Origin of the sequence: Lampropedia hyalina DSM 16112 (assembly GCF_900129055.1) — a bacterium.
Lineage (GTDB): Bacteria > Pseudomonadota > Gammaproteobacteria > Burkholderiales > Burkholderiaceae_C > Lampropedia > Lampropedia hyalina.
On record NZ_FQUZ01000047.1, the window covers coordinates 1 to 18,453 of the forward strand.

Below are 18,453 nucleotides of genomic sequence, written 5' to 3' on the forward strand. Positions count from 1 at the left end.
TGGGTGTGCAAGTGCAGCAATGCATTGAGCTAACCAGTACTAATTGCCCGTGAGGCTTGACCCTATAACTTTGATGACACATCAATACATTCGCAATGCAAACTCAATACATTGCCAACGCAATCAAATACAATTCGACTCTATGATTTACGGCTCGCAGCACAGCCGCTGCAAGCCAACGTTTTTAGCCTGATGACCATAGCAGTCTGGAACCACTCCTTCCCATCCCGAACAGGACAGTGAAACAGTCTCGCGCCAATGATAGTGCGGTCTCCCGTGTGAAAGTAGGTCATCGTCAGGCTTCTATTCAAAAACCCCCTGCGCTCCAGCTCAGGGGGTTTTGCTTTGGGAAAGACTCTTGCCATGATACTGCGGCCCAATATTCATTGGCTCAATGAGTTTATTTTTTCATGCTTAATGCACGCATGAAAAGAGTTAAATAGTCCAATTTTTGAATATGGGGACGTTTGTGGAAACTCTGGTATTGCATATTTTCAATTTTGCGTAGAATATGCAAGCCGCCTTGTACCACCAGACGCAGCTCCCAGCCAGCTCGTCCTGGCATCCGCAGAGCAAGGGGCAGGCCTTCGTGCATGAGATTGCGCGCCCAATGAATATTGTCTTGAAGCAACGCTGTGAGCTGGCTATTGGATCGGCCTGAAGTGACGGCATCTTGTTGCATCTTTGGGCTGACATGGTGTCGGCTGCAATCCTCTTCTGTCAGATACCAGCGTTTGCGTGGAATATCAATGCTGAGGTCTTGCCAGAAGTTGATCAATTGCAGGCTGGTGCAAATGGCATCACTTTGCTTCAGTGAGTTTTCATCATTGATCTGATAGAGGTGCAGGAGCAAGCGTCCAACAGGATTGGCTGACTGGCGGCAGTAAGCCAATAATTCCTGGCGATTGGCATATCCTTCTGATAATGCAGTTTTATGAACATCCTGGACAAAAGCACTCAATAGATCATCCAGATGTTCGACAGGCAGTTTGCTTTGTTGGAGGTGGAACTGTAGGGGTACAAAAATCTTCGCCCAAGGGAGCTTGCTCATGTCGGAACCACGGGATGCTTGGTACAGGCAATCGCGGTATTCATGGAGCTGCTCCAAGCGCGTTTCGGTGCTTGCGTTTCCTTCGTCGGCCAGGTCGTCAGCGGTGCGGGCAAAGTGATAAATGGCTGTAATGGGGGCCCTCAGCTGCGCTGGACAAAGCCAGGAGGCAACTGGAAAGTTTTCGTAATGCCCAACGGGATTGGAAGGGGGAATTTCAGTGTGCATCGCTTCAGGACATACCCGGCATGAGTAGCCAGTCCCTGCTTTACAAGACTACTTTGACCAGTTCATGGCCAGACAATTCGACATATAGTGCATCAAGCTGAGCCCTGTTTGTTGCAGTGATGGTAATCGTGATGCCCAGGTACTTGCCGGTTGAACTTTCACGCAGTTCTACAGACGCAGCGTCGAAGAAGGGGTCGTGTCGATGTGCAATTTTTGTCACGGTCGGCAATAGAAGGTCATGTTTTAAGCCCATGACTTTGATAGGAAAGGAACATGGATAGACGATCAATGACTCTTCCTGTGGCGCACTGGGTGAAGGGTTTGGCATGTGCTTTCCTCTAAAACTGTTTTTTCCCAGAGCACAGCTGTACAAAACGCACATGGGCTGGATTGCTCAGGATGATTTCTTGCAAGATGGCAGCAATTTCCACCTATAATGCGACCGTTTGCGGAGCTTGTAGCAGCAAGGAGAGTCTCTGACATGCCTGTCAATCGACAGAACAGTAAGAATAAAAGCCCCTCTTTTGCTGAAGATAAGGATGAGGAAGAGGATTTCAAGCCCCTCTCTGCGGAAGAAGCACAGCAGTGGCGCAGAAATCATCCATCGGTATCCATCTGGTGGCTCATTGGGTCGCAATTGATGGTTTCCATGGTGCTGGTACTGTGTGCTGCTTTGGTTTGGCGCAATTCTCCGGTGACTTGGTCTGTTGCGTACGGGGCACTGGTTGTCGTGTTGCCCGCCGGAATGTTTGCCAGAGGGATGGTGCGGCAGCGCAAGAAGCCTGCTTCCATGGCCATGTTGGCTGTTTGGGAACTGGCGAAGATCTTGCTCACAGTTGCCCTGTTGGTCATGGCTCCAAGAATGATCGCAGAAGTGCATTGGTTGGCCTTGGTGGTCACAATGATATTGGTACTTAATGTCTATTGGGTTGCCTTTCTGGTGTGGCCCAAAAAGTCTAAAAACTTTGTTGGAAAGAGTTGATAACTATGGCAGCAGGAGCAGAGGGTCCAACCCCTAGTGAATATATCGTTCACCACTTGGGTCACTGGACGAATGCCAAACAAGGCTTTATCGTCGACTTTTCAGTGGTCAATATCGATTCAGTGGTCATCGCTTTGAGTCTGGGATTGCTGAGCGTATTCGTGTTGTGGCTCGCTGCGCGCAAGGCAACTTCTGGTGTTCCTGGGCGTTTCCAGGCTGCGGTGGAGTTGCTGGTTGAGATGGTGGATGGCCAGACCAAGGCGAATATTCACAATGCAGAGAGCCGCAAGTTCATTGCGCCGCTGGCACTGACTGTTTTCGTCTGGATCTTCCTGATGAATGCGATGGATTTGCTGCCCGTGGACCTGTTGCCTCATTTGTGGGCACAGGGTTACTCGGCTGCTGGTCTGGATCCGCACGATGCCTATCTGCGTGTGGTGCCAACTGCCGACCTGTCCACCACATTTGGTCTGTCTGTGGCGGTGTTCCTGCTGTGTATTTTTTACTCCATCAAGATCAAGGGGCTGGGTGGCTGGACGCATGAACTGGTCACAGCACCTTTCGGTACCAGCAAGAATCCGGTTTTTGCCATCATTCTGGGCGTGATCAATCTGGTCATGCAAATGATCGAGTATCTGGCCAAAACCGTATCGCACGGCATGCGGCTCTTCGGTAACATGTATGCTGGTGAGCTGGTGTTCTGCCTGATTGCGCTCATGGGTGGCTATGCTGCGCTGTCGCTGGGTGGTGCTCTGCTGGGTCTTGGTCATGTGATTGCTGGTACGATCTGGGCCATTTTCCACATCCTCATCATCACATTGCAGGCATTCATCTTCATGATGCTGGCACTGATCTATTTGGGTCAGGCGCACGATGCGCACTGATTGTCTTTCTTTTCCCTTTCTCTTTAACTTCCACTAACTGAAGGAAATATCATGGAAAACATCAACGGCTTGGTCGCTCTGGCTTGTGGTCTGATCGTGGGTCTGGGCGCAATTGGCGCATCGATCGGCATCGCACTGATGGGCGGTAAATTTCTGGAGTCTTCTGCACGTCAGCCAGAACTCATCAACGAACTGCAAACCAAGATGTTCATCTTGGCTGGTCTGATCGATGCCGCATTCCTGATCGGTGTTGCCATTGCTCTGCTGTTCGCATTTGCAAACCCCTTTGTCGCTTAATTCACAGCAACGCCCCGTAAGAAAGGTGTTGTCATGAATATCAATTCAACACTGTTCTTTCAAGCCATAGTCTTTTTGATTCTGGTGTGGTTTACGATGAAATTCGTTTGGCCACCCATCGCCAAGGCGCTGGATGAAAGAGCGCAAAAGATTGCAGATGGTCTGGCAGCTGCCGACAAGGCCAAGACAGATCTTGCAGAAGCCAACAAGCGTGTTGAGCATGAACTGGTTCAATCCCGCAATGAGACTGCTTCGTTGCTGGCCAATGCCGAGCGTCGTGCCCAGGCTATTGTGGATGAGGCAAAGGCCCGTGCCGCTGCCGAAGGTGAGAAGATCATTGCTGCGGCTCGCTCTGATGCGGAGCAACAGCTTGTTCAGGCGCGCGAATCGCTGCGCGATCAGGTTGCTGTACTGGCAGTCAAGGGTGCCGAACAGATTCTGCGCAAGGAAGTGAATGCCGGTGTGCATTCCGATTTGCTCAATCGCCTGAAAACAGAACTGTAAGGAGGCAACATGGCAGAACTGGCTACGATTGCCCGCCCTTATGCCGAGGCTTTGTTCAAAGCGGGTGCTGCCGATGCATGGCAGATTTCGCAGTGGTTGAATGCTGTAGCAACTGTCGCGGCGAATGCCGATGTGCAGCGTGTTGCCAGAAGTCCCAGAGTGACCCAGACGCAAGTGCTGGATCTGTTCAAGGGTGCTGTCGGTGATGGATTGTCTGCATTGGCAGAGAATTTTCTGCGCACTGTGCTGGAGAATGACCGCTTGCAGGCATTGCCCGAGATTGCTGCGCAGTTCCGTTCGTTGCTCAATGCACAGCGTGGTGCGGCAGATGCGGTGCTCTACAGTGCTTTTCCTCTGGATCAGGACGCGCTGGCAGAATTGCGTGTGGTTCTGGAGAAGCGTTTTGCGCGAAGCCTGAATTTGACCGTAGAGGTTGACGAGTCACTCATTGGTGGTGTGCGCGTCGTGGTGGGTGACGAAGAGCTTGATACCTCTGTCAAAGCCCGTTTGGAACAAATGAAGGCCGCACTGGTTGCCTGATAAAGGCAATCCGGTGCGTGTCTGACAAAAAGCAACAAGGAACGAGTCATGCAACTCAATCCCGCAGAAATTTCCGAGCTGATTAAAAGCCGTATTGAAGGCCTGGAGTCCAGCAGCGATGTGCGCAACCAAGGCACAGTGGTTTCCGTGACAGACGGCATTGTTCGTGTGCATGGTCTTTCCGACGTGATGCAGGGCGAAATGCTGGAATTCACCGCCAATGCGCAAGGCGTGCCCACCTACGGGCTGGCATTGAACCTGGAACGTGATTCCGTCGGTGCCGTGATTCTGGGTGAATACGAGCATATTTCCGAAGGCGATACTGTCAAGACTACGGGTCGTATTCTGGAAGTGCCGGTCGGTCCAGAATTGATTGGGCGTGTGGTCAATGCCCTGGGCCAGCCCATCGATGGCAAAGGTCCCATCAACGCTGCATTGACAGACGTGATCGAAAAGGTTGCGCCTGGTGTGATCGCCCGTCAATCCGTGGATCAGCCGTTGCAAACCGGCCTGAAATCCGTGGATGCGATGGTGCCGATTGGCCGGGGTCAGCGCGAGCTGATCATTGGTGACCGTCAGACCGGCAAGACGGCAGTGGCCATTGATGCGATCATCAACCAGAAGGGTCAGGACGTTACCTGTGTCTACGTGGCGATTGGCCAGAAGGCTTCGTCCATCAAGAACGTGGTGCGTGCACTGGAGCAAGCCGGTGCCATGGACTACACGATTGTGGTGGCGGCATCCGCTTCCGAATCGGCTGCCATGCAGTATGTTTCTGCATACTCTGGTTGCACGATGGGCGAATATTTCCGTGATCGCGGTCAGGACGCACTGATTGTTTATGACGATCTGTCCAAGCAGGCCGTTGCCTACCGTCAGGTTTCCCTGTTGCTGCGTCGCCCACCAGGCCGTGAAGCCTATCCTGGCGATGTGTTTTATCTCCACAGCCGTTTGCTCGAACGTGCAGCCCGCGTCAATGCCGATTATGTGGAAGCTTTCACAAAGGGTGAAGTCAAGGGCAAGACTGGCTCGCTGACTGCATTGCCTATCATCGAGACTCAGGCTGGTGACGTGTCGGCATTCGTGCCTACCAACGTGATTTCGATTACCGATGGCCAGATTTTCCTGGAAACCAACTTGTTCAATGCGGGTATCCGTCCTGCTATCAACGCTGGTATTTCCGTATCCCGCGTGGGTGGTGCAGCGCAGACCAAGCTGATCAAGGGTTTGTCCGGTGGTATTCGTACCGACCTGGCCCAGTATCGTGAACTGGCTGCGTTTGCGCAGTTTGCTTCCGATCTGGATGATGCAACCCGCAAGCAGTTGGATCGTGGTGCGCGTGTGACAGAGTTGCTCAAGCAGCCTCAATACAGTCCGCTGTCGATTGCGCTGCAAGGTGCTGCACTGGTGGCCGCCAACAAGGGCTATCTGGATGATGTGGAAGTCAAGCGCGTGCTGGATTTCGAGAAGGGTCTGCACCAGTATCTGCAAACATCCCATGCGGCTTTGCTGACCAAGCTCCAAACCAACAAGGCTCTGGACAAGGATTCCGAAGCAGAACTCGTTTCTGCCATCGAGTCTTTCAAGAAGTCGTTTGCTTAAACTGTTAGGGCAAGGAGTCTTCAATGGCAGCAGGCAAGGAAATACGCGGCAAGATCAAATCGGTGGAAAACACCAAGAAGATCACCAAAGCCATGGAAATGGTGGCCGCCTCCAAAATGCGCAAGGCACAGGAGCGCATGCAGGCTGCACGTCCCTACAGTGAGAAGATCCGCACTATTGCCGCCCACCTGGCGGAAGCCAATCCCGAGTATCGCCACCCCTTCACGGTGGAGAACAATGCGAAGGCGGCTGGCATTATTGTGGTGACGACCGACAAGGGATTGTGCGGCGGCATGAATACCAACGTGCTTCGGGCGGTAACAGGCAAGTTGCGTGAATTGCAGGAGGCCGGGCAGAGCGTCCGTGCCGTGGCAATCGGCAACAAGGGGCTGGGTTTCCTGGGGCGTATTGGCGCAACGGTGGTGTCGAATGTGACGGCCTTGGGCGATACCCCCAGGCTGGACGCTTTGATCGGCCCGGTCAAAGTGTTGCTGGATGCGTACGTCAATGGCGAGATCAACGCTGTTTATCTCAGTTACACGCGCTTCATCAATACGATGCGTCAGGAATCCGTGGTCGAGCAGCTTCTGCCTCTGCAACCAGAACATCTGGAGGCGAAAGGCAAGGCGAATGGCTGGGACTACATTTACGAACCCGATGCGCAATCCGTGATTGACGAATTGCTGGTGCGTTATGTCGAATCGCTGGTCTACCAGGCAGTGGCGGACAACATGGCTTCCGAGCAGTCTGCCCGTATGGTGGCCATGAAGGCGGCAACGGACAATGCAGGCAACGTCATCAACGAACTTAAGCTGGTTTACAACAAAACGCGTCAGGCGGCCATCACGACAGAACTGTCGGAAATCGTCGCCGGTGCTGCCGCAGTTTAAGCAACACAACTGAATTTGATTGGAGCAACATATGGCTCAGGCACAAGGCAAAATTGTTCAATGTATTGGTGCGGTGGTGGACGTGGAGTTTCCCCAAGGTTCGCTGCCGAAGGTTTTTGACGCGCTCAAGCTGGAAGGTTCGGCACTGACACTGGAAGTGCAGCAGCAGCTGGGCGATGGCGTGGTGCGTACCATCGCGCTGGGTTCGTCGGATGGTCTGCGTCGTGGTCTGACCGTGGTCAATACCGGCAATCCCATTACCGTTCCCGTGGGGCCTGCTACGCTCGGTCGCATCATGGACGTGCTGGGCGCGCCGATTGACGAACGTGGCCCGGTCGATCATGCCAGAACCGCATCGATTCACCGCAAGGCTCCTGCCTACGATGAACTGTCCCCTTCGCAGGAACTGCTGGAAACCGGCATCAAGGTGATTGACCTGATCTGCCCGTTTGCCAAGGGTGGTAAGGTGGGTCTGTTCGGTGGTGCCGGTGTGGGCAAGACCGTGAACATGATGGAACTCATCAACAATATCGCCAAGGCACACAGCGGTTTGTCCGTGTTTGCCGGTGTGGGTGAGCGTACCCGTGAAGGGAACGACTTCTACCACGAAATGGCCGATTCTGGTGTGGTGAACTTGGAGAACCTGGGCGAGTCCAAGGTGTCCATGGTGTATGGTCAGATGAACGAGCCACCCGGCAACCGTCTGCGTGTGGCCTTGACTGGTCTGACCATTGCGGAATCCTTCCGTGATGAAGGGCGTGATGTGCTGTTCTTCGTGGACAACATCTACCGTTATACGCTGGCCGGTACCGAAGTGTCCGCGCTGCTGGGTCGTATGCCTTCTGCCGTGGGCTACCAGCCGACGTTGGCCGAGGAAATGGGCCGCCTGCAAGAGCGGATTACCTCCACCAAGGTGGGTTCGATTACGTCCATTCAGGCCGTGTATGTGCCTGCCGATGACTTGACCGATCCATCCCCTGCCACGACCTTCGCCCACTTGGATTCCACCGTGGTGCTGTCGCGTGACATTGCTTCGCTGGGTATCTACCCTGCGATTGATCCGCTGGATTCCACCAGCCGCCAGCTGGCAGCCGATGTGGTGGGCGAGGAGCATTACACCGTGGCGCGTCAGGTGCAGGGTACGCTGCAACGCTACAAGGAACTGCGCGACATCATCGCCATTCTGGGTATGGACGAACTGGCTCCGGAAGACAAGCTGACGGTGGCCCGTGCCCGCAAGATTCAGCGTTTCCTGTCGCAGCCGTTCCATGTGGCCGAAGTGTTTACCGGATCGCCCGGCAAGTATGTGCCTCTGTCTGAAACCATCCGTGGCTTCAAGATGATCGTCAATGGCGAGGCCGATCACCTGCCAGAACAAGCGTTCTACATGGTGGGCACGATCGACGAGGCTTTCGAGAAGGCCAAGAAACTGGCAGCCTGATTTCCTATCAGGGAAGGCAAGAGGCAGGTGATGCGCCGATGCGCTGCATCTTCTTCTTGCCTGATGTTCAGGATGTTGGCATTGAATACGAGGAAGCCTTATGAGTACCATTTATGTTGATGTGGTCAGTGCAGAAGAGTCGGTCTTTTCTGGCGAGGCCAAGTTTGTTGCCTTGCCTGGTGAGTCGGGCGAGTTGGGCATTCTGCCCCGGCATGTGCCATTGATAACCCGCATCAAGCCAGGGTCCGTGCGCATTGAGTTGCCGGATGGCAAGGAAGAATTTGTCTTCGTGGCCGGTGGTATTCTGGAGGTTCAGCCTGACCGTGTGACGGTGTTGTCCGACACGGCGGTGCGTGGTGCCGATCTGGATGAAGAAAAGGCCAACAAGGCCAAGCAGGCTGCCGAAGATGCCTTGCGCAATGCCAAGAGCGAGCTGGACTTGGCTACGGCCCAGTCTGAGCTGGCGGTGCTGGCAGCACAGATTGCTGCATTGCGCAAATACCGCCAAAAGCACTGAGCGAATTTCAGTATTTTCAGAAAAACCGCCTGAGGCCATCGCCAGGCGGTTTTTTGCTGGGTTCTGTGGCATAGGATAGCGGCACTGAAGACGATTTTTGTCATCTGCCCAGATGCTGCAAATGTGGCCGGGGGCGGCTGGTAGTAGGATGCAAGTGGTGTTTGCCACGCAATTTTTTCTTCCCCACACAACGTGACTATTTCCGCTTCTCCCTTCAAGCAACGCCTGGGTCAGGATGGTCAGTGGCGGGAGCGTTTGCTGCAAAAATTGCGCACTTTTGAGCGTTGGCTGGCCGATCGGGGCTTGCTGGATATGCCTTCGCGCCAGCGGTTGCAGCAACTTCAGGAAAAGGCCATTTCCGAAAAGATCACGGTGGCGTTTGTGGCCGAGCCTGGTCGCGGAAAGTCTGCCCTTATCAATGCCTTGTTCTTCTGGCACTATGGCCAGAATGTCATGCCATCGGTTCCGGGAAAACTGGCCCAGTGTCCCATGGAGCTGACCTGGAATCCGCTGCGTGCGGTGGGCATCTATCTGTTGCCGATCGCCACCCGCCAGCAGACGGATACCTTGGCGGATTGGCGACAAAGGGAGAATGCCTGGGTGCATCTGCCATTGGATTTGCACTCTGCTGACAGTGTGGCGACGGCCATTGCCTGTGTGACCGAAACCGTTCGGGTGAGTGGGGAGCAGGCACAGTTGTGGGGATTGCGCTCGCAGGGGGAGGTGGACGACATGCCCGCAGGCGTGGTGGATGTGCCGAAATGGCGTCATGCGGTCGTGAATTTCCCTCACCCTCTGCTGAAAAAAGGCTTGGTGATTCTTGATATTCCAGGTTTGCATGCCATCGGTGCCGAGCCTGAGCAGACTCTGGAATTGTTGCCACAGGCGCAGGCCGTGGTGTTCATGCTGGGGATGGATACCGGTCTGGCCGCTTCGGATCTGTCTCTGTGGAACCATGCCTTGCTGACGCATCTGGATTCGATTGGCTTGCGTCTGGTGGTATTGAACAAAGCCGATCTGATGTGGGAGGATGCGCAGCACCAAGGCATGGAGCACATGGCGGTGCGGCAGCACTGCGAGAGTGTGGCCCAAACATTGCAGATTCCCGTGGCCCATGTGGTGCCCGTGGCGGCGCAGAAGGCGCGCACGGCCAGGGTACAACGTGACTCATCTCTTTGGCAAGCCAGCGGTCTGGGGCGATTGGAGGCGATTCTGGTCGATGGTCTGCTGGATAAAAGGCAGCAGCTTTTCTCCAGCCTGTTGCACCGCCATGTGCTTCAGGTGCAGCAGCATGTGGCGCAGCAGCTTCAGGTGCGTATTCGCCACAATACCCAGCAAGCCATCGAAATGGCCGATTTGCAAGGCCAGAACAAGCAGGCGATGTACAGCGTGCGCATTCGCATGGCCAGAGAGCGGCAGGTCTTTGAAACCAGTGTGGCCCAGGTGCGTGCTGCGCGCGCGCAGCAGCAGAAACTGCTGAATAAGTTGTTTCAGCAGTTGGGTACTTCGGCGGTGAAGAAGCACCTGCATGCCCTCGCCGAAGCCGTACAACAGCCGGTGCCGCCGCACGCAAGGGATTGGGATTGGCTGTATGCGCAAGCATTTCAGCATTTGCAGCAAGTGTTGCAGGCCAGCCAGCAGCAAGCAGAAGCCATGCGCACGACATTGGCGCAGGTTCTGGAGCGGCTGAACCAATCCGGTCATTTCTTGCTGGATGAGCCGACACCACCGGATTTGCGTGAGTTCTGCAACGATTTGCAGAAAATTGCCGATAGCCATCGGGCGGCCTTCGCCCATGGCACGATTGCCGCTTTGCAGTGGCGGGAATCGGGCACCCGGTTGTTGGCGACGTTGGGGATGCGTGTGCGCTCGGTCTTTGAAGCGGCTGCCAATGAGCTGGAATTGTGGAGCAAGACCAATATGGCTTCGCTGGACGTGCAATTGCGAGCACGACGGCAGAATTTTGTGGCACGCGGCAAGACCCTCACGCGCATTCAGCAGGCCGATGTGGGGCTGGAAAAACGCCTGGTGCAGATTCGCCAGCGGTTCGATGCCTTGAAGCAGGATGAACGCCTGCTGCACACCATGGTGCATGCCGTGTTGCAGGCTCCTCCACCGCAGATGGCCGCCGATGCCGTGCCGCAGGGCCACATCGTGGCGGAGGCGACTGCATCGGCGGCGGAGCCATCCCAGCAACCTCTCACACCGTGATGCCCATGAATGTTGTTCCTGGTTTTTCCGACAAGGTCGTGGACTGGCAACGCCAGCATGGGCGCAACCATCTGCCCTGGCAGAACACCCGCGACCCCTACCGGGTGTGGCTGTCGGAAATCATGTTGCAGCAGACCCAGGTGGCCACGGTATTGAACTACTATGCCCGCTTTCTGGAGGCATTCCCCACGGTGCAGGCACTGGCTGCTGCCGATGAAGATGCGGTGCTGGCCCTGTGGAGTGGCCTGGGCTATTACAGCCGTGCTCGCAATCTGCACCGTTGTGCGCGGCAGGTGGTGGTGGAGCATGGCGGCGTTTTTCCGCCTTCGGCGCGGGAACTGGCCGATTTGCCGGGTATTGGCCGCTCCACGGCGAATGCGATTGCGGCATTCTGCTATGGCGAGCGTGTGGCCATTCTGGATGCGAACGTGCGCCGGGTGCTGGGGCGTGTGCTGGCCTTTGACGCGGACTTGTCGCAGGCCGCGAATGTGCAACGTCTGTGGCAGCAGGCAGACGGGCTGTTGCCTGTGCGTGACTTGCCGGTGGCAATGCCACGTTACACCCAGGGCATGATGGACTTGGGCGCGCGAATTTGCCTGCCGCGCAATCCGCAGTGCCTGATCTGTCCGGTGGCCAGTGCTTGTGTGGCTCGGCAACGCGGCAATCCCACCGCTTATCCGGTACTGACCCGCAAGACCCGGCGCAGCTCCCAGAACTGGTGGCTGTTGCTCATGCAGGCTGCGGATGGGCGCGTTTGGTTGCACAAACGCCCTGCCAAGGGCATCTGGGCGGGATTGTATGCTCCGCCTGTGTTCGATGGTGAGGCGCAATTGCTGGAGTACCTGTCCACAGTGTGTCCACAGGCAGGGGTGCGGCATTTGCCGGCGGTGTCCCATGTCCTGACGCACAGGGATTTGCTGCTTCAGCCCGTCATGGTGCGGTGTGCTGAAGAGGGGGAGGCCATCGGGATGCCGGATGCTGCCTTATTGCTCCAGTCGGGTATGTGGCAAAGTCTGGATGCTGCGGCATTGGCGCAGACGGGCCTGCCTGCACCGATTCGTTCCCTGTTGGAGCGGATTTCGCAAGCCGACGCGAAGCCATGAAAAAACGGGGCAATGCCCCGTCATTTCAAATGGCTGGCTGGGTCTCAACCGCCAAAAAACCGCTTCAGCTTCTCGGTAAATGAGTCGTTCCCAGGCGAGTGCTTGCCGCCGCCTTTCTTCAGCGAATCGTCGAGTTCTTTCAGGGTCTTGCGCTGGAATTCGGTGAGTTTGACCGGAATTTCCACCTGAATGTGGCAGTACAGATCGCCCGCAATGCTGGAGCGCACGCCCTTGATGCCCTTGCCCCGCAGGCGGAACTGCTTGCCTGGCTGTGTGCCTTCGGGAATGTCGATGCTGGCTTTGCCGTCGAGGGTAGGAACCTGGATTTCCCCGCCCAGTGCGGCCGTCGTCATGCTCACGGGTACGGTGCAGTGCAGGTCGTCGCCATCGCGCTCGAAAATCTCGTGTGGCTTGATGCGAATCTCGATGTACAGGTCGCCGGGAGGCCCACCGTTCAAACCAGGTTCGCCATTGCCGCTGCTGCGGATGCGCATGCCGTCGTCGATGCCGCCCGGCACTTTGATTTCCAGCGTTTTCTGGGTCTTGACCTTGCCCTGGCCGTGGCAGGCAGAGCAGGGTTCGGGGATGATCTTGCCTGTGCCCTGGCAGGTGGGGCAGGTTTGCTGCACACTGAAAAATCCCTGGCGCATTTGCACCACGCCATTGCCGTGGCAGGTGGTGCAGGTCTTGGCCGATGTGCCGGGTTTGGCTCCACTGCCGTGGCACTGGCTGCAATCCTCCCAGGAGGGAATCTTGATCTGCGCGTCCTTGCCCTTGGCCGCTTCTTCCAGCGAGATCTCCATGGCGTAGCTCAGATCGTTGCCCCGGTACACACGCTGGCCCCCACCGCCGCCGCCGCCACCGCGACGCTGGTTGAACATATCGCCAAAAATATCGCCGAAGGCTTCGGCAAAGCCACCAAAACCTTCCGTGCCACCGCCGCCCCCAAAACCGCCGCGCATGTTCGGATCCACGCCTGCATGGCCGTACTGGTCGTAGGCTGCCTTTTTCTGGCTGTCCGAGAGAATTTCGTAAGCCTCCTTGACTTCCTTGAACTTCTCTTCGGCGGCCTTGGCGGCATCGCCCTGGTTGCGATCCGGGTGGTACTTCATCGCCAGCTTGCGATACGCCTTTTTGATTTCGTCCTCGCCGGCGTTTTTGGGTACGCCCAGGACTTCGTAGAAATCTCGTTTTGCCATGGTGTCTGTCAGGGTATGTGGGGTGGGATGGGCAGAAGGGGAATGCTTTCCCAGGGATGACAACGCCGCGCAGGCTGCGTGGGCATGGCCCGGCATCCTGCGCGGCGGCACGGGGTCAGAAGGGCATCAGTCCTTCTTGACTTCCTTCACCTCGGCATCGACCACGTTGTCGTCCTGTGCCGTCTGCTGGCTGGCCGCGCCTGCTGCACCAGCGGCTGCGTCGGCTCCCGCGGCGGCCTGTGCCTGAGCGTAGATTTTTTCGCCCAGTTTCTGGCTGGCGGTCAGCAATTGTGCCGTTTGGGCGGTGATGGCATCCTTGTCATCGCCCTTGAGGCTTTCTTCCAGTGCGGAGGCGGCTTTCTCGATGGCCTCTTTCTCGCTGGCATCCAGTGCCTCACCGTGCTCGGTCAGCGACTTGCGCACATTGTGCAGCGTGGCTTCGCCTTCGTTGCGGGCCTGCACCAGTTCCAGCTTTTTCTTGTCTTCGGCGGCGTTGAGTTCCGCATCCTTGACCATCTGCTGGATTTCATCTTCCGACAGGCCGGAGTTGGCCTTGATGGTGATCTTGTTCTCCTTGCCGGTGCCCTTGTCCTTGGCGGAGACGTGCAGAATGCCGTTGGCATCGATGTCAAACGAGACTTCGATCTGTGGTGTGCCGCGCGGTGCCGGGGCGATGCCTTCCAGATTGAACTCACCCAGTGCCTTGTTGGCACTGGCGATCTCGCGCTCGCCCTGGAAGACCTTGATGGTCACGGCAGGCTGGTTGTCATCGGCCGTGGAAAAGGTCTGTGCGTGCTTGGTCGGGATCGTGGTGTTCTTGTTAATCATCTTGGTCATGACACCACCCAGGGTCTCGATGCCCAGCGACAGCGGGGTCACGTCCAGCAGCAGCACGTCGGAACGGTCGCCTGCCAGCACCTGGCCTTGCACGGCCGCACCCACGGCCACGGCTTCGTCGGGGTTCACGTCACGGCGTGGTTCCTTGCCGAAGAATTCCTTGACCTTGTCCTGCACCTTGGGCATGCGGGTCTGGCCGCCGACCAGGATCACGTCATCGATGTCGGACACCTTCACGCCTGCGTCCTTGATGGCCACGCGGCAGGGTTCGATGGAGCGGGCAATCAGGTCTTCCACCAGCGACTCCAGCTTGGCGCGGGTCAGCTTGATGTTCAGGTGCTTGGGGCCGCTGGCATCGGCGGTGATGTAGGGCAGGTTGATGTCGGTCTGTGTGCTGTTGGACAGCTCGATCTTGGCCTTTTCGGCGGCCTCCTTCAGGCGTTGCAGGGCCAGCACGTCCTTGGACAGATCGACGGCCTGTTCCTTCTTGAACTCGTCAATGATGTAGTTGATGATGCGCTGGTCGAAGTCTTCACCGCCCAGGAAGGTGTCGCCGTTGGTGGACAGCACTTCGAACTGCTTCTCACCATCGACATCGGCGATTTCGATGATGGATACGTCGAACGTACCACCGCCCAGGTCATAGACGGCGATCTTGCGGTCGCCCTTGCCGACTTTGTCCAGGCCGAAGGCCAGCGCGGCGGCAGTGGGTTCGTTGATGATGCGCTTGACTTCCAGTCCGGCAATGCGGCCTGCATCCTTGGTGGCCTGGCGTTGTGCGTCGTTGAAGTAGGCGGGCACAGTGATGACGGCTTCCGTCACAACTTCGCCCAGGAAGTCCTCGGCGGTTTTCTTCATCTTGCGCAGGATTTCGGCACTGACCTGCTGGGGAGCCAGCTTCTGGCCCTGTGCTTCCACCCAGGCATCGCCGTTGTCGGCGCGGGCGATCCTGTAGGGCATCTTGTCGATGTCCTTCTGCACTTCCTTGTCGTCGAAGCGGCGGCCGATCAGACGCTTGACGGCGTAGATGGTGTTGGCGGCGTTGGTGACAGCCTGACGCTTGGCCGATGCACCCACCAGGATTTCGCCATCCTGCTGGTAGGCCACGATGGAAGGCGTGGTGCGTGCGCCTTCGCTGTTCTCGATCACGCGGGTGGAATTGCCTTCGAGTACGGCCACGCAACTGTTGGTGGTTCCCAGGTCAATACCGATGATTTTTGCCATTTGGGTTTTCTCCTTGAGACGGAAATGGGGTTGTTTGTGAATGACTGGCAGGTGTGGGCGTTTGCGGCAAATTCAAGCCTTCAAACCCGTGTGGTGTGCCCAGACCCTGAACACGTTCTTACTGCGGGGCCGCGACCACCACCAGTGCCGGGCGCAGCACGCGGTCGGCAATCGAATAGCCTTTTTGCAGCACGTTCACAATGGTGTTGGCTTCCTGGGCGGCAGGCACGGCACTGATGGCCTGATGCTGGTGCGGGTCGAACTTCTCGCCCACGGCTGGCTGGATGGCATGGAGCTTGTTGCGCTCGAACACCGATTGCAACTGGCTCTGGGTGGCCTTGGTGCCTTCCAGCAGTTGTTCGGCGGTGGCGGATTCAATCGCCAGGGCCGCATCCAGGCTGTCGGCCACGGCCAGCAAGTCCTGTGCAAAACCTTCGATGCTGAACTTGCGGGCCTTGGCCACATCGTCATCTGCACGGCGGCGGGCATTGTCTGCTTCGGCCTTGGCGCGCAGGAACTGATCCGACAGTTCGGTGTTCTTGCTGCGCAGGGCCTCCAGTTCGGTCAGTTGTTCCCGCAGACCTTCCACTTCGGCGTACAACCCGGCCAGCTCCTCGTTGATGTCTGGCTCGGTGCCTGCCGTCGCTGCGGCAGGGGCCGTGGGATCGATGGTTGCGGGCTGCTGGGGCTGTTGTGACTGCTGTGACATGGTGAATCAGTGACTTTCAGGAACGGGTGGGTGAAAATGCCCGGCCCGGCAGAAGCGGTGCGTGTAGCGAAGGCACTCACCGAGGGCAGGGCACGGAAAACCGGATGGCCGATAGATGGGCATGGATAGGCGGGTTTCAAGGAAACGCTGATTAATTCCGCCCGAGAGGGGGATGCGGCGGCCGGGAGGAATTATTCAGCGGTTCCTCAAGGTATGCGGATTCCCGGCACCGGCCACAGTTTGGCTGCTTCGCCTCGCCAGAACAAATCCGATTATGATGAATCCTTTCCATTTTTGACCTGCGAGACCATCCCCCATGTGCCAGTTGCTCGGAATGAATGCCAACAAACCCACCGACCTGACGTTCAGCTTCACGGGATTCTCGCAGCGTGCGGGCAAGACGGGCGACCATGTGGATGGCTGGGGCATGGCATTTTTCGAGGATCATGGCGTGCGGCACTTCGTGGATTACCAAAGTGCCATCATCTCGCCGATTGCCGATGTCATCCGCCGCTATCCCATCAAAAGCACCAATGTGATCGCGCACATTCGCAAGGCCACCCAGGGCAAGGTGAGCCTGCCCAACTGCCACCCGTTCGTGCGGGAGTTGTGGGGCAATTACTGGGTGTTTGCGCACAATGGCGACCTGAAGACCTTTCGCCCGCGCCTGCACAGCCATTTTCATCCGGTGGGCACGACCGACAGCGAACACGCCTTCTGCTGGCTGATGCAGGAATTGCACAAATCCCATGCCGGCGTGCCCAGCATCCAGGAACTGACGCTGACGTTGCGCGAGCTGGCCGCCGAAATCTCCCCGCACGGTACCTTCAACTTCCTGCTCTCCAATGGCGAGGCCCTGTGGGCGCACGCCACCACGCACCTGTGCTATCTGGAACGCGCCTGGCCGTTTTCCAAGGCCTCGCTGAGTGACGAAGACCTGAGCATCGACTTTGCCGAGCGCAACCAGCCGGGGGATCGCACCGCCATCGTGGTCACGGCACCACTGACCCACAATGAACAATGGACGCATTTCCAGTCCGGCGAACTCAAGGTGTTTGTCGATGGCGCGCATTGCGATTACTGACACGCCCTAGGGAAGGTCTGCAAAACCCGTTGCGCCGCCCGCATCCCGCCACTGGGCGCATCGCCGCGTTGGCTTTTGTGGTCAATAGCCTCGCTATTGACCACAAAATACGCCTTGCGCTGCATCCCATTGGCGGGCGCGGGCTTACCGCAAGAGTTTTGCAGACCTTCCCTAGAACCTGGCATTGCGCACAGATTCCTATAATGGACACCGAAATGGTATCTGCCTCAGTGGATACCGGTTTTGTTCTCAGGGCGGGGTGCAATTCCCCACCGGCGGTAACGCATGGTCTGCTTCCAGAAACATGCGAAGTCCGCGAGCGTTGCGGTGGCAGGTGATTTCGCCATGCCGCCGTGAGTCAGCAGATCTGGTGAGAATCCAGAACCGACGGTGACAGTCCGGATGAAAGAGAACGGTGCAGTTCAACACCTCGTTGATCGCGGTGTTTTCTCGTGCTGCGCGTGCTCAGCCCTGATTCTTGGTGATCTTTCTTTCTTGGAGCAATCATGAATCAGCTTTCCTCTTCTTCCGAAAACCTTCCCGCCTGTGCCAGTCTGGCGGGACATGTCAGGGTCGCTATCGTTGCGGCTCAATGGCATGCCGACATCGTGCAGCAGGCGGTGCAGTCCTGTGCGGCTCGTGTGGCTGAACATGTGCCGCAAGTGCGCGTCGATTGCTTCGAGGTGCCCGGTGCGTTTGAAATCCCGCTGCATGTCAAGACCCTTGCCAACAAAGGCCACTACGATGCCATCGTGGCTTGTGGTCTGGTGGTGGACGGCGGTATCTATCGGCATGATTTTGTCGAGTCAGCGGTGATTGACGGATTGATCGGAAAGCGCGTCAAACCCCGTCCTTCAGGGCGGGGAAGGATAGCGCGTTACTGTCGGCGGCTCGATGCCGCAGACAGTGACTAATGCGGCGTTTGCTGTTGTTCGATGTACTGGCGAATGACGGATATGGGCACTCCGCCGCAACTGCCCGCAAAGTAAGACGGCGACCACAATGCGCCACCCCATAGCTTTTTGCGGATGCTCGGATAATCCTTCTTGCGAATCACCCGGCTGGAAACGCCTTTCAGGCTGTTCACGAGGTTCGAGACAGGCACCTTGGGCGGATAGTTCACCAACAGATGCACATGGTCGTCCTCGCCATC

General features: G+C 57.0%; 19 protein-coding genes, 1 rRNA gene and 1 riboswitch. Of the genes, 14 read left to right on the forward strand and 6 right to left on the reverse strand.

Translation table 11 applies throughout. From position 1 onward, the window contains the following. Positions 1-188 precede the first annotated feature (188 nt). Positions 189-301, forward strand: a 5S ribosomal RNA gene (gene rrf, locus BUE21_RS13575). Between the two features lie 99 nt (positions 302-400). Here the strand turns inward: rrf and hpnC are convergent. Both hpnC and BUE21_RS13585 read right to left on the reverse strand, forming a co-directional pair. After that, on the reverse strand, positions 401-1,276 hold the full coding sequence (hpnC, locus tag BUE21_RS13580; protein ID WP_073357187.1) for a squalene synthase HpnC: 876 nt from the start codon (positions 1,274-1,276) through the stop codon (positions 401-403). Positions 1,277-1,316: 40 nt separating this feature from the next. Next, positions 1,317-1,604 (reverse strand): YbeD family protein, encoded by a 288-nt coding sequence (locus BUE21_RS13585; protein WP_073357188.1) that lies wholly within the window; start codon positions 1,602-1,604, stop codon positions 1,317-1,319. A 153-nt stretch (positions 1,605-1,757) separates the two neighbouring features. Between BUE21_RS13585 and BUE21_RS13590 the strand changes: the two genes are divergently transcribed. The 11 genes from BUE21_RS13590 (at position 1,758) to mutY (ending at position 12,247) form a co-directional block, all read left to right on the forward strand. Next, positions 1,758-2,258, forward strand: coding sequence for an ATP synthase subunit I (locus tag BUE21_RS13590; protein ID WP_073357205.1), 501 nt, complete (start codon positions 1,758-1,760; stop codon positions 2,256-2,258). A 5-nt stretch (positions 2,259-2,263) separates the two neighbouring features. Beyond that, entirely contained in the window at positions 2,264-3,142 is an 879-nt protein-coding gene (atpB, locus tag BUE21_RS13595) for a F0F1 ATP synthase subunit A (protein WP_073357189.1), read from the forward strand. 51 nt (positions 3,143-3,193) lie between these two features. After that, the gene (atpE, locus tag BUE21_RS13600; RefSeq protein WP_073357190.1) at positions 3,194-3,439 is read left to right on the forward strand and encodes a F0F1 ATP synthase subunit C; all 246 of its coding nucleotides are present in this window, start codon (positions 3,194-3,196) and stop codon (positions 3,437-3,439) included. A 33-nt stretch (positions 3,440-3,472) separates the two neighbouring features. Further along, positions 3,473-3,943, forward strand: a complete 471-nt coding sequence (locus BUE21_RS13605) for a F0F1 ATP synthase subunit B (protein ID WP_073357191.1) — start codon at positions 3,473-3,475, stop codon at positions 3,941-3,943. A gap of 9 nt (positions 3,944-3,952) precedes the next feature. Further along, the gene (locus tag BUE21_RS13610; RefSeq protein WP_073357192.1) at positions 3,953-4,483 is read left to right on the forward strand and encodes a F0F1 ATP synthase subunit delta; all 531 of its coding nucleotides are present in this window, start codon (positions 3,953-3,955) and stop codon (positions 4,481-4,483) included. Positions 4,484-4,531: 48 nt separating this feature from the next. Then, complete coding sequence (atpA, locus tag BUE21_RS13615) at positions 4,532-6,085, forward strand: F0F1 ATP synthase subunit alpha (RefSeq protein ID WP_073357193.1); 1,554 nt, start codon at positions 4,532-4,534, stop codon at positions 6,083-6,085. 23 nt (positions 6,086-6,108) lie between these two features. Then, complete coding sequence (gene atpG / locus BUE21_RS13620) at positions 6,109-6,975, forward strand: F0F1 ATP synthase subunit gamma (protein ID WP_073357194.1); 867 nt, start codon at positions 6,109-6,111, stop codon at positions 6,973-6,975. Between the two features lie 31 nt (positions 6,976-7,006). After that, positions 7,007-8,416 (forward strand): F0F1 ATP synthase subunit beta, encoded by a 1,410-nt coding sequence (gene atpD / locus BUE21_RS13625; protein WP_073357195.1) that lies wholly within the window; start codon positions 7,007-7,009, stop codon positions 8,414-8,416. 100 nt (positions 8,417-8,516) lie between these two features. Beyond that, positions 8,517-8,933 (forward strand): F0F1 ATP synthase subunit epsilon, encoded by a 417-nt coding sequence (locus BUE21_RS13630; protein WP_073357196.1) that lies wholly within the window; start codon positions 8,517-8,519, stop codon positions 8,931-8,933. Positions 8,934-9,125: 192 nt separating this feature from the next. Beyond that, the gene (locus BUE21_RS13635) at positions 9,126-11,144 is read left to right on the forward strand and encodes a dynamin family protein (RefSeq protein ID WP_073357197.1); all 2,019 of its coding nucleotides are present in this window, start codon (positions 9,126-9,128) and stop codon (positions 11,142-11,144) included. 5 nt (positions 11,145-11,149) lie between these two features. Continuing rightward, entirely contained in the window at positions 11,150-12,247 is a 1,098-nt protein-coding gene (gene mutY / locus BUE21_RS13640) for an A/G-specific adenine glycosylase (RefSeq protein ID WP_073357206.1), read from the forward strand. Positions 12,248-12,291: 44 nt separating this feature from the next. On the opposite strand, the gene dnaJ is transcribed toward mutY, so the two are convergent. The 3 genes from dnaJ to grpE all read right to left on the reverse strand — a co-directional run bounded on the left by dnaJ (position 12,292) and on the right by grpE (position 16,216). Further along, a complete protein-coding gene (dnaJ, locus tag BUE21_RS13645; protein WP_073357198.1) occupies positions 12,292-13,446 on the reverse strand; it encodes a molecular chaperone DnaJ in 1,155 nt (384 codons plus the stop codon). Between the two features lie 126 nt (positions 13,447-13,572). Next, positions 13,573-15,507 (reverse strand): molecular chaperone DnaK, encoded by a 1,935-nt coding sequence (gene dnaK / locus BUE21_RS13650; RefSeq protein WP_073357199.1) that lies wholly within the window; start codon positions 15,505-15,507, stop codon positions 13,573-13,575. A 118-nt stretch (positions 15,508-15,625) separates the two neighbouring features. After that, on the reverse strand, positions 15,626-16,216 hold the full coding sequence (gene grpE / locus BUE21_RS13655) for a nucleotide exchange factor GrpE (RefSeq protein ID WP_073357200.1): 591 nt from the start codon (positions 16,214-16,216) through the stop codon (positions 15,626-15,628). 316 nt (positions 16,217-16,532) lie between these two features. Here grpE and BUE21_RS13660 point away from each other — a divergent pair, with 316 nt between their 5' ends. Together BUE21_RS13660 and BUE21_RS13670 are read left to right on the forward strand one after the other, a co-directional pair. Further along, positions 16,533-17,300, forward strand: coding sequence for a class II glutamine amidotransferase (locus BUE21_RS13660; protein WP_073357201.1), 768 nt, complete (start codon positions 16,533-16,535; stop codon positions 17,298-17,300). A 241-nt stretch (positions 17,301-17,541) separates the two neighbouring features. Further along, positions 17,542-17,718: riboswitch (FMN riboswitch) on the forward strand. Positions 17,719-17,806: 88 nt separating this feature from the next. Continuing rightward, a complete protein-coding gene (locus BUE21_RS13670; protein ID WP_073357203.1) occupies positions 17,807-18,214 on the forward strand; it encodes a 6,7-dimethyl-8-ribityllumazine synthase in 408 nt (135 codons plus the stop codon). Here the strand turns inward: BUE21_RS13670 and tnpA are convergent. After that, the coding region (gene tnpA, locus BUE21_RS13675) for an IS200/IS605 family transposase (protein WP_073357204.1) at positions 18,211-18,453 on the reverse strand (243 nt) is incomplete at its 5' end. The two genes, BUE21_RS13670 and tnpA, sit on opposite strands and share 4 nt — an antisense overlap.

Excerpts from the sequence above, each read along its gene's own strand:
- hpnC (WP_073357187.1), bottom strand. The coding sequence starts at position 1,276 with ATGCACACTGAAATTCCCCCTTCCAATCCCGTTGGGCATTACGAAAAC.
- BUE21_RS13585 (WP_073357188.1), bottom strand. The coding sequence starts at position 1,604 with ATGCCAAACCCTTCACCCAGTGCGCCACAGGAAGAGTCATTGATCGTC.
- BUE21_RS13590 (WP_073357205.1), top strand. The coding sequence starts at position 1,758 with ATGCCTGTCAATCGACAGAACAGTAAGAATAAAAGCCCCTCTTTTGCT.
- atpB (WP_073357189.1), top strand. The coding sequence starts at position 2,264 with ATGGCAGCAGGAGCAGAGGGTCCAACCCCTAGTGAATATATCGTTCAC.
- atpE (WP_073357190.1), top strand. The coding sequence starts at position 3,194 with ATGGAAAACATCAACGGCTTGGTCGCTCTGGCTTGTGGTCTGATCGTG.
- BUE21_RS13605 (WP_073357191.1), top strand. The coding sequence starts at position 3,473 with ATGAATATCAATTCAACACTGTTCTTTCAAGCCATAGTCTTTTTGATT.
- BUE21_RS13610 (WP_073357192.1), top strand. The coding sequence starts at position 3,953 with ATGGCAGAACTGGCTACGATTGCCCGCCCTTATGCCGAGGCTTTGTTC.
- atpA (WP_073357193.1), top strand. The coding sequence starts at position 4,532 with ATGCAACTCAATCCCGCAGAAATTTCCGAGCTGATTAAAAGCCGTATT.
- atpG (WP_073357194.1), top strand. The coding sequence starts at position 6,109 with ATGGCAGCAGGCAAGGAAATACGCGGCAAGATCAAATCGGTGGAAAAC.
- atpD (WP_073357195.1), top strand. The coding sequence starts at position 7,007 with ATGGCTCAGGCACAAGGCAAAATTGTTCAATGTATTGGTGCGGTGGTG.
- BUE21_RS13630 (WP_073357196.1), top strand. The coding sequence starts at position 8,517 with ATGAGTACCATTTATGTTGATGTGGTCAGTGCAGAAGAGTCGGTCTTT.
- mutY (WP_073357206.1), top strand. The coding sequence starts at position 11,150 with ATGAATGTTGTTCCTGGTTTTTCCGACAAGGTCGTGGACTGGCAACGC.
- dnaJ (WP_073357198.1), bottom strand. The coding sequence starts at position 13,446 with ATGGCAAAACGAGATTTCTACGAAGTCCTGGGCGTACCCAAAAACGCC.
- dnaK (WP_073357199.1), bottom strand. The coding sequence starts at position 15,507 with ATGGCAAAAATCATCGGTATTGACCTGGGAACCACCAACAGTTGCGTG.
- grpE (WP_073357200.1), bottom strand. The coding sequence starts at position 16,216 with ATGTCACAGCAGTCACAACAGCCCCAGCAGCCCGCAACCATCGATCCC.
- BUE21_RS13660 (WP_073357201.1), top strand. The coding sequence starts at position 16,533 with ATGTGCCAGTTGCTCGGAATGAATGCCAACAAACCCACCGACCTGACG.
- BUE21_RS13670 (WP_073357203.1), top strand. The coding sequence starts at position 17,807 with ATGAATCAGCTTTCCTCTTCTTCCGAAAACCTTCCCGCCTGTGCCAGT.